This is a genomic window from Devosia limi DSM 17137 (genome assembly GCF_900128975.1).
Taxonomy (GTDB): Bacteria; Pseudomonadota; Alphaproteobacteria; order Rhizobiales; family Devosiaceae; genus Devosia; species Devosia limi.
On record NZ_FQVC01000018.1, the window covers coordinates 65,346 to 71,494 of the forward strand.

At 64.2% G+C, this 6,149-nt stretch carries 5 protein-coding genes; 4 read left to right on the forward strand and 1 reads right to left on the reverse strand.

Annotated elements, in window-relative coordinates:
* Positions 1 to 243: 243 nt before the first annotated feature.
* From BUA69_RS19645 to BUA69_RS19655, 3 genes are all read left to right on the forward strand, one after another.
* Positions 244 to 501 carry a hypothetical protein gene (locus BUA69_RS19645; RefSeq protein WP_046133417.1) on the forward strand — a complete coding sequence of 86 codons (258 nt, stop codon included), beginning with the start codon at positions 244 to 246 and terminating at the stop codon, positions 499 to 501.
* Positions 502 to 783: 282 nt separating this feature from the next.
* A complete protein-coding gene (locus BUA69_RS19650) occupies positions 784 to 2,499 on the forward strand; it encodes an alpha/beta hydrolase (protein ID WP_244468669.1) in 1,716 nt (571 codons plus the stop codon).
* The gene (locus BUA69_RS19655) at positions 2,496 to 4,028 is read left to right on the forward strand and encodes an alpha/beta hydrolase (RefSeq protein WP_082093651.1); all 1,533 of its coding nucleotides are present in this window, start codon (positions 2,496 to 2,498) and stop codon (positions 4,026 to 4,028) included. Before BUA69_RS19650 ends, BUA69_RS19655 begins: the two co-directional genes overlap by 4 nt.
* Before the next feature lie 93 nt (positions 4,029 to 4,121).
* Here BUA69_RS19655 and BUA69_RS19660 read toward each other — a convergent pair whose 3' ends face one another.
* A complete protein-coding gene (locus BUA69_RS19660) occupies positions 4,122 to 5,060 on the reverse strand; it encodes a phytanoyl-CoA dioxygenase family protein (protein ID WP_046133414.1) in 939 nt (312 codons plus the stop codon).
* A gap of 131 nt (positions 5,061 to 5,191) precedes the next feature.
* Between BUA69_RS19660 and BUA69_RS19665 the strand changes: the two genes are divergently transcribed.
* Positions 5,192 to 6,055, forward strand: coding sequence for a helix-turn-helix domain-containing protein (locus BUA69_RS19665; protein ID WP_046133413.1), 864 nt, complete (start codon positions 5,192 to 5,194; stop codon positions 6,053 to 6,055).
* The last annotated feature ends 94 nt before the right edge of the window (positions 6,056 to 6,149 follow it).

Below are 6,149 nucleotides of genomic sequence, written 5' to 3' on the forward strand. Positions count from 1 at the left end.
GCCTTCCCCTCGCCGCGGGCCTCGGGGCTCAGGAAACGCCGGCGCAGCCGGGCGGCGCATCCTCGCTGATGGAGGCCTTTGGGGATTGGCGCGTGGCCTGCCGGAGGGATCAGCCAGCGACAGGCTGCACCATGTCACAGCCAGAGCTCAGCCAGACCGGGCAGCGGCTGGTCACACGCGAACTGTAAACCGCGCAGAACTGGGGATTTCAGCTGGTTACGCGCTTCAACAATGGGGGAGACAATGAAGCATCGCGCTTTTCTGACCGGGGCTATTGCCGTCACTGTGACGTCTCTATCGTTCCCGGCCTTTTCCGATGGCCTGGCGATACCAGTTGTGCCGAACACTGCGCGCCAGGCCAATGGTATCAATCCGTATGAGCTGCTTGAGCTGAACCAGGACCAGCTAGCGCAGCGCTTTCCCGACATGTCCCAGCGCGAACGCGAAAAACTGATGTTTCGGATCGCCGACATCAACTCCATGCGACCGACTGTGCGCTGAACCAATAGCGAGCAAACAGATCCCTCTGCGCGCTTGCTGACTTGCCCTGCTTTCCCACGCCGATGTGTGGGGAAGTGGGGCCCTTTGGATCCTGCAGACCGCGCGTTTGAGCGACACATCGGCTTCGCGCAGAACCCATAGCATTCCGCACCTGCAAAATCACTGCACCATGATTGCCCCCGCGATACCAGCGCCAGGCGCGGCAATTGACCGGCTCGCTCTGCCTTTCGCTGTTCTTGCGGCGACGAAACTTGACGAACCGCGCCGTCAGGTGATTTTGTCTTGGCACAGAGCAACTTGGCGCTCAGCTGGTCAACAGGCGGTGTAGTCGTGCGGGCTCCGAACTGGATCATAGCGGTTCGCAACAGCATTCCCCTGACGGGTCTTGCCGTCGGAGCCGTGCTGTTCTCCCTGTCGCTGACGCCGTCGCTACTGCCGCGCAGCATTCTGGTTCAAGGCATTCTCTCTGGCTGTACGTTTGCCGTTGGCTACGGCCTCGGCGCCGTCCTCGAATGGTTCTGGGACTACATGCAACTGGGCCGCCTGCGCGGCCAGGCCGGCAAGTGGTTCCGTATCGGCGTCGCCATCCTGTGCATCATACTGGTCGCGCTCTGCCTCTATCAGACCACGGCCTGGCAGAATTCGGTGCGCGAAGTCATGGGCGCCGCCCCCGTCGAAGGTGGCCACCCGCTCTGGGTGCTGCTGGTAGCGCTGGTCCCGGCCTTTATCCTCATCCTGATTGGCACCATCATCGTGCAGGGCGTGCAATATGTCTCGCGCCGGCTGGTCAAGCTGGTGCCGCCACGCATTGCTTTTGTCGCCAGCCTGATCATTGTGGGCATCGTTACCGCCACCCTGTTCAACGGCGTGCTGCTGCGCGGGGCCCTGCGCTCCGCCGACGCCTTCTTTGAGCGCCTCGACACGGTTGCCGGGCGCTTTGGCACCGCCCCGACCAATCCCCTTTCCTCGGGCAGCGCTGCTTCGCTGGTCCCTTGGGATACCATTGGCCGCGATGGCCGCATCTATGTGGAAACCGGCCCCAGCCAGGCCGATATCGCCCAAGCCATCGGCCGCCCGGCGCTCGAGCCGCTGCGGGTCTATGTCGGCATGCGCTCGGCCCCCACCGTCGAAGAACGTGCCCAACTGGCGCTGGACGAAATGTTGCGGGTCGGTGCTTTTGATCGCTCGGTGCTGGTCATTATCACCCCGGTCGGCACCGGCTGGGTCGATCCCCCCGGTATCGACTCGCTGGAATTCCTGCTTGCCGGCGATGTCTCCAGCGTCTCGATGCAATATTCCTATCTCACCAGCCCGCTGTCGCTGGTGGTCGAACCCGAATATGGCACCGAGGCGGCGCAGGCCCTGTTCAATGCCGTCTATGGCTATTGGACTGCCATGCCCCCTGACGCCAGACCCAAACTGTATCTCAATGGCCTGAGCCTTGGCGCCCATGCCTCGCAGTCCTCGACCCAGGTCTTCGACGTGCTGGCCGATCCCTTCCAGGGCGCGCTCTGGGTGGGCCCGCCCTTCACCAGCCCGATCTGGCGCTGGGCAACCCAGAACCGTCAACCCGATAGTCCCGAATGGATGCCGGTTTTCGGCAATTCCTCCTCCATTCGCTTCACCATCCAGGGCGATCATCTGGACATGCCGGGCGTGCCCTGGGGGCCGCTCCGCATCGCTTTCCTGCAATATGCCAGCGATCCGGTGGTGTTCTTCGAGTGGTCGGCCCTCTATCGCACCCCCGATTGGCTGGTCGGCGAACGCGGCCCCGATGTGAGCCCGGCGCTGAACTGGTATCCGGTGGTCACCTTCCTGCAACTGGGCGTCGACATGGCTCTCGGCCAGACCGCCCCCATGGGCCATGGCCACCTCTATGCCAGCGCCGACTATGTCGACGCCTGGTATGCGCTGATCGAACCCACCGGCTGGGACGAGGCGAGCCTTGATGCGCTCAAGGTGATCCTCGCTGCCCGTCCGCGCCCACTGAGTTCATGACCATGCGCAATGACGATCCCAACCGGCCGCGCCCCAATTACCGCGGCTGGAACGTTACGGCCGGCTTGATATTCGCCATCGCCGCCCTGTTCGTGGCGCCCGCCATCGGGCTCGAAATCAGCGCCGCTTTCACCAATACCGATGGCCGTGTCACCTGGCTGAACCTGTTTGTTGGCGTTTTCCTGCTCGCCTGCCTGTTCTGGTGGCTGCTGATGTCCTGGCCGGAACGCTTTTCGCTGTGGCGCGGCGCCGTCACCGGCGTGCTGGTGGCCTTCTTCGCCTATCCCGGCGTTCTGGCGCTGGCCGAATTCGTGCAGCGCGACTGGTTCGATGGCGCATCGATTCCGCCCCTGGCCGAGCGCATTGACAATACCCTGCTGGTCGCCGGCCTGACGCTGATGACCACCGGTTTCCTCGCGACCCCGATCTCGGCCATCATTGGCATGGCGACCACCTGGGCCCTGGTGCATTTCCATCCGCTGATGGCGGCCGAAGCGGCGCGCAATACCCAGCGGCGCAGCCCGCTGATGCGCATCCTGCAGCGCCTCGCCGCCGTGCTTGCCGTGGCCATCGTCCTGGCGCTGGCCGGCTCCTTCGCCTGGCTCAGCTGGACCCCGCTGGATACCGATGGCCTCGATATCCAGGCCTCCGAGATCGGCCCGGCCACGACTTACGAGCAATCCATCGCCGCCTATGAACTGGTGCAGGCGCGCGAGGCCCAGTTACCGCTGCATGAGCGCTGCCCCTCCACCTTGCTCACCCATGGCAGCAAAGTGGCGCGCGTCGTCATCTATTTCCATGGCTTCACCAGCTGCCCCGCCCAGGGCGACGCGTTTGCCGAGCAGTTGTTTGCGCTGGGCTACAATGTCTATCTGCCGCGCATGTTCGGCCATGGCGAAGCCGATCCGATGACCCTGTCGCTGATCGAGTTGACCGCCGACAAGCTGGTGGACCTGGCCAATGAATCCACCGACCTGGTGCAAGGCCTCGGCGATGAGGTTGTCGTTGTCGGCCTTTCCGCCGGCGGCACCATTGCCTCCTGGACGGCGCAATATCGCCGCGATGTCGATCAGGCGGTGATCGTCTCGCCGTTTTTGGGTCCCTATGTGGTGCCGCCCTGGGCGATGAGCGCCGCGCATAATCTGACGCTAATGCTGCCCAATCTGGTGCTGTGGTGGAACCCGCTGGAAAACGTGCCGGCCGACCAGATCGATTACGCCTTTCCGCGTCCGGCGACCCATGCGCTGGCCGAAATCATGCGGCTGGGCCGGATCGTGCAGGACAGCGCCGCTGACAATCCACCGGCGGTCAAGCGGATCGGTGTGCTGCTCAACGAGGCCGATGTGGCGGTCAGCAATGCGCTGACCCTGGATCTTGTTGCGGATTGGCGGGACCACGGCGCCGATGTGCGTGTCCAAACCCTGCCTTTCGACCGCCACTTGCCGCATGACCTGATCAATCCGCGCGAACAGCATGGTGATCCCGCCCTGGTCTATCCGCTGCTGATCGAGATGATGAACGCGCCCTGACCGGCCCTCAGGAGGCCTGGGGCGCCGCCGGTCTTCCGGGGCGGCTGGTCGCGCCCCGGATGAACTTGCTCGCGCCCTGCGACACGGCGGTGCTTAGTTCCACCCCCTCAGCCCCAATAGTTTCTCGCCCAGTTCCGTCAGCTTCGCCGTCTCGGCATGGCGTTTCTCCCATTCGCGCGGATCGCCGGGAAACGCATCGCGCTGCGGATGGTCGAGTTCGCGCCACAATCGTACCCGCTCGGCGCGGTCGACCACATCGGCCTCATTGGCAGGATACATCGAGATATATTGCGCCATCCGCACCCGCCCGTCCGAATGGTTGGGCCGCACGCCATGGGCCAGCAGCGTATTGAAGATCATCAGGTCGCCCGGCTCCATCTCGATATTGGTAATCGTGAGCCCTGTGGTATCGGGATGCATCGGATCGCGATCCGCGGGCTGGGTTTTGACCCATTCGTCGAAATTGTAGAACAGCTCGGGAATGCACTGGAAGCCGCCAACCGCGCCATCCTGCTTGACCAGGCTCAGCACCCCCTGCACGCCGATCGGCAGTGGATCGAGCGAGGTGTCGCTGTCCCAGTGGATGAAGCCATCGGGATTGCCATGCACCTTCTTGGGGACATTGAGATTGGCACGGTCGATCGACACCCACAGCTCCTCCATGTCCCAGATATCGACAAAGGCGTCATAGACCCGCTGCTCCATCCGGTTGTCCCAGAGCAGCTGGTGGTTATAGATCTCCACCATGCCGGTGCCGTTGAGCTCCTTCATCTTGTGGTCGCGCCGCTGCGGCGCATACCAGGTCGAGGGATCGGCAGGGTCCTTCTCGTCAAACTGCCAGAGCAGGGCCTTGAGCCGCTCGACATTGGCTGCGGGCACCGCATTGCGCACAATCACATAGCCCCTGGTCACCCAATGCTCCCAGTCCTGGGGGCTGAGCACCCGCAGCGGCAGCGTCTTGACGATATCCTTGAGCTGCGTCGTGACCTGCTGGGTGGTGGGGTGGCTGTCGCGTTTGGTCTGGGCCTGCATGATGATCCTCCATCTCTTCCCCTCCGGGGCTTGCTGATGGACCCAGCCTAGGCCACGCAACGCCGCCCATCTTGCCCTTCTCTGGCAAGTTCCGGTACTATTCTGGCGTCAACAGCGCTAGGAGGGGCCGAATGAAGCTGTTTCGGGAGCGTCTGTCACTGGCCGAAGGCGCCTCCTGGGCCATGCTGAACCGGCGGCTAGCGGACGGCATTCCCTTCCAGTGGCATCACCACCCCGAATATGAGCTGACCCTGACGCTCAATTCGCGTGGCCAGCGTTTCATCGGCGACCATACCGGCCGCTATGACGATGGCGACCTGGTGCTGATCGGCCCCAATCTGGCGCATACCTGGTCCTCCATCGAGCCGATCGACCCCAGCCAGCCCCATGTCGCTTTGGTGATGTGGTTCACCCAGGATTGGGCCGACCGCCTGACGGAGGGATTTGCCGAGCTTGCCGGCATTGCCGGCCTGCTGCGCCGCGCCACCGCCGGCCTGCATTTCTCCCCCGCCATGGCCCGGCAGGCTCGTCCCCAGATCGAAGCCCTCTTCGCCCAGCCCAATATCGAGCGGCTTCTCAGCCTCGTCTCGGTGCTGAGCCTTCTGGCCGAGGACGCTGCCGCCCAGCCACTCGCCACCATCGTGCCCGAGCATTCCGCTGCCGGCCCCGAGCGCAGCCGCATGGACCGCGTGCTCGATCACCTGCATCATGCCTATGCCAGCCCCATCACCCTGGCCGATCTCGCCGATGTCGCTGCGCTGAGCCAGTCGGGCCTGCATCGCACATTCCTGCGTCATACCGGCCAGACCGTCAGCCAATATCTGACGCGCCTGCGCATCGGCCAGGCCTGTGCTCTGCTGACCGGCACCGAGCAGTCGGTGACCCAGATCGCCGGCGCGGTTGGCTATGGCTCGCTCGCCAATTTCAACCGCCAGTTCAAGGCGCTCAAAGCCATGCCACCCCGCCAGTACCGCACCACTTTCAGCCGCAATTAGCCCCTGCGCGCCGGTAGGCGTCGCCCCTGCGCGCCGGTAGGCGTCGCCCCTGCGCGCCGGTAGGCGTCGCCCCTGCGCGCCGGTAGGCGTCGCC

Bases quoted from the DNA above. Each gene is read 5' to 3' on its own strand.
- BUA69_RS19645 (WP_046133417.1), top strand. From the start codon at position 244: ATGAAGCATCGCGCTTTTCTGACCGGGGCTATTGCCGTCACTGTGACG.
- BUA69_RS19655 (WP_082093651.1), top strand. From the start codon at position 2,496: ATGACCATGCGCAATGACGATCCCAACCGGCCGCGCCCCAATTACCGC.
- BUA69_RS19660 (WP_046133414.1), bottom strand. From the start codon at position 5,060: ATGCAGGCCCAGACCAAACGCGACAGCCACCCCACCACCCAGCAGGTC.
- BUA69_RS19665 (WP_046133413.1), top strand. From the start codon at position 5,192: ATGAAGCTGTTTCGGGAGCGTCTGTCACTGGCCGAAGGCGCCTCCTGG.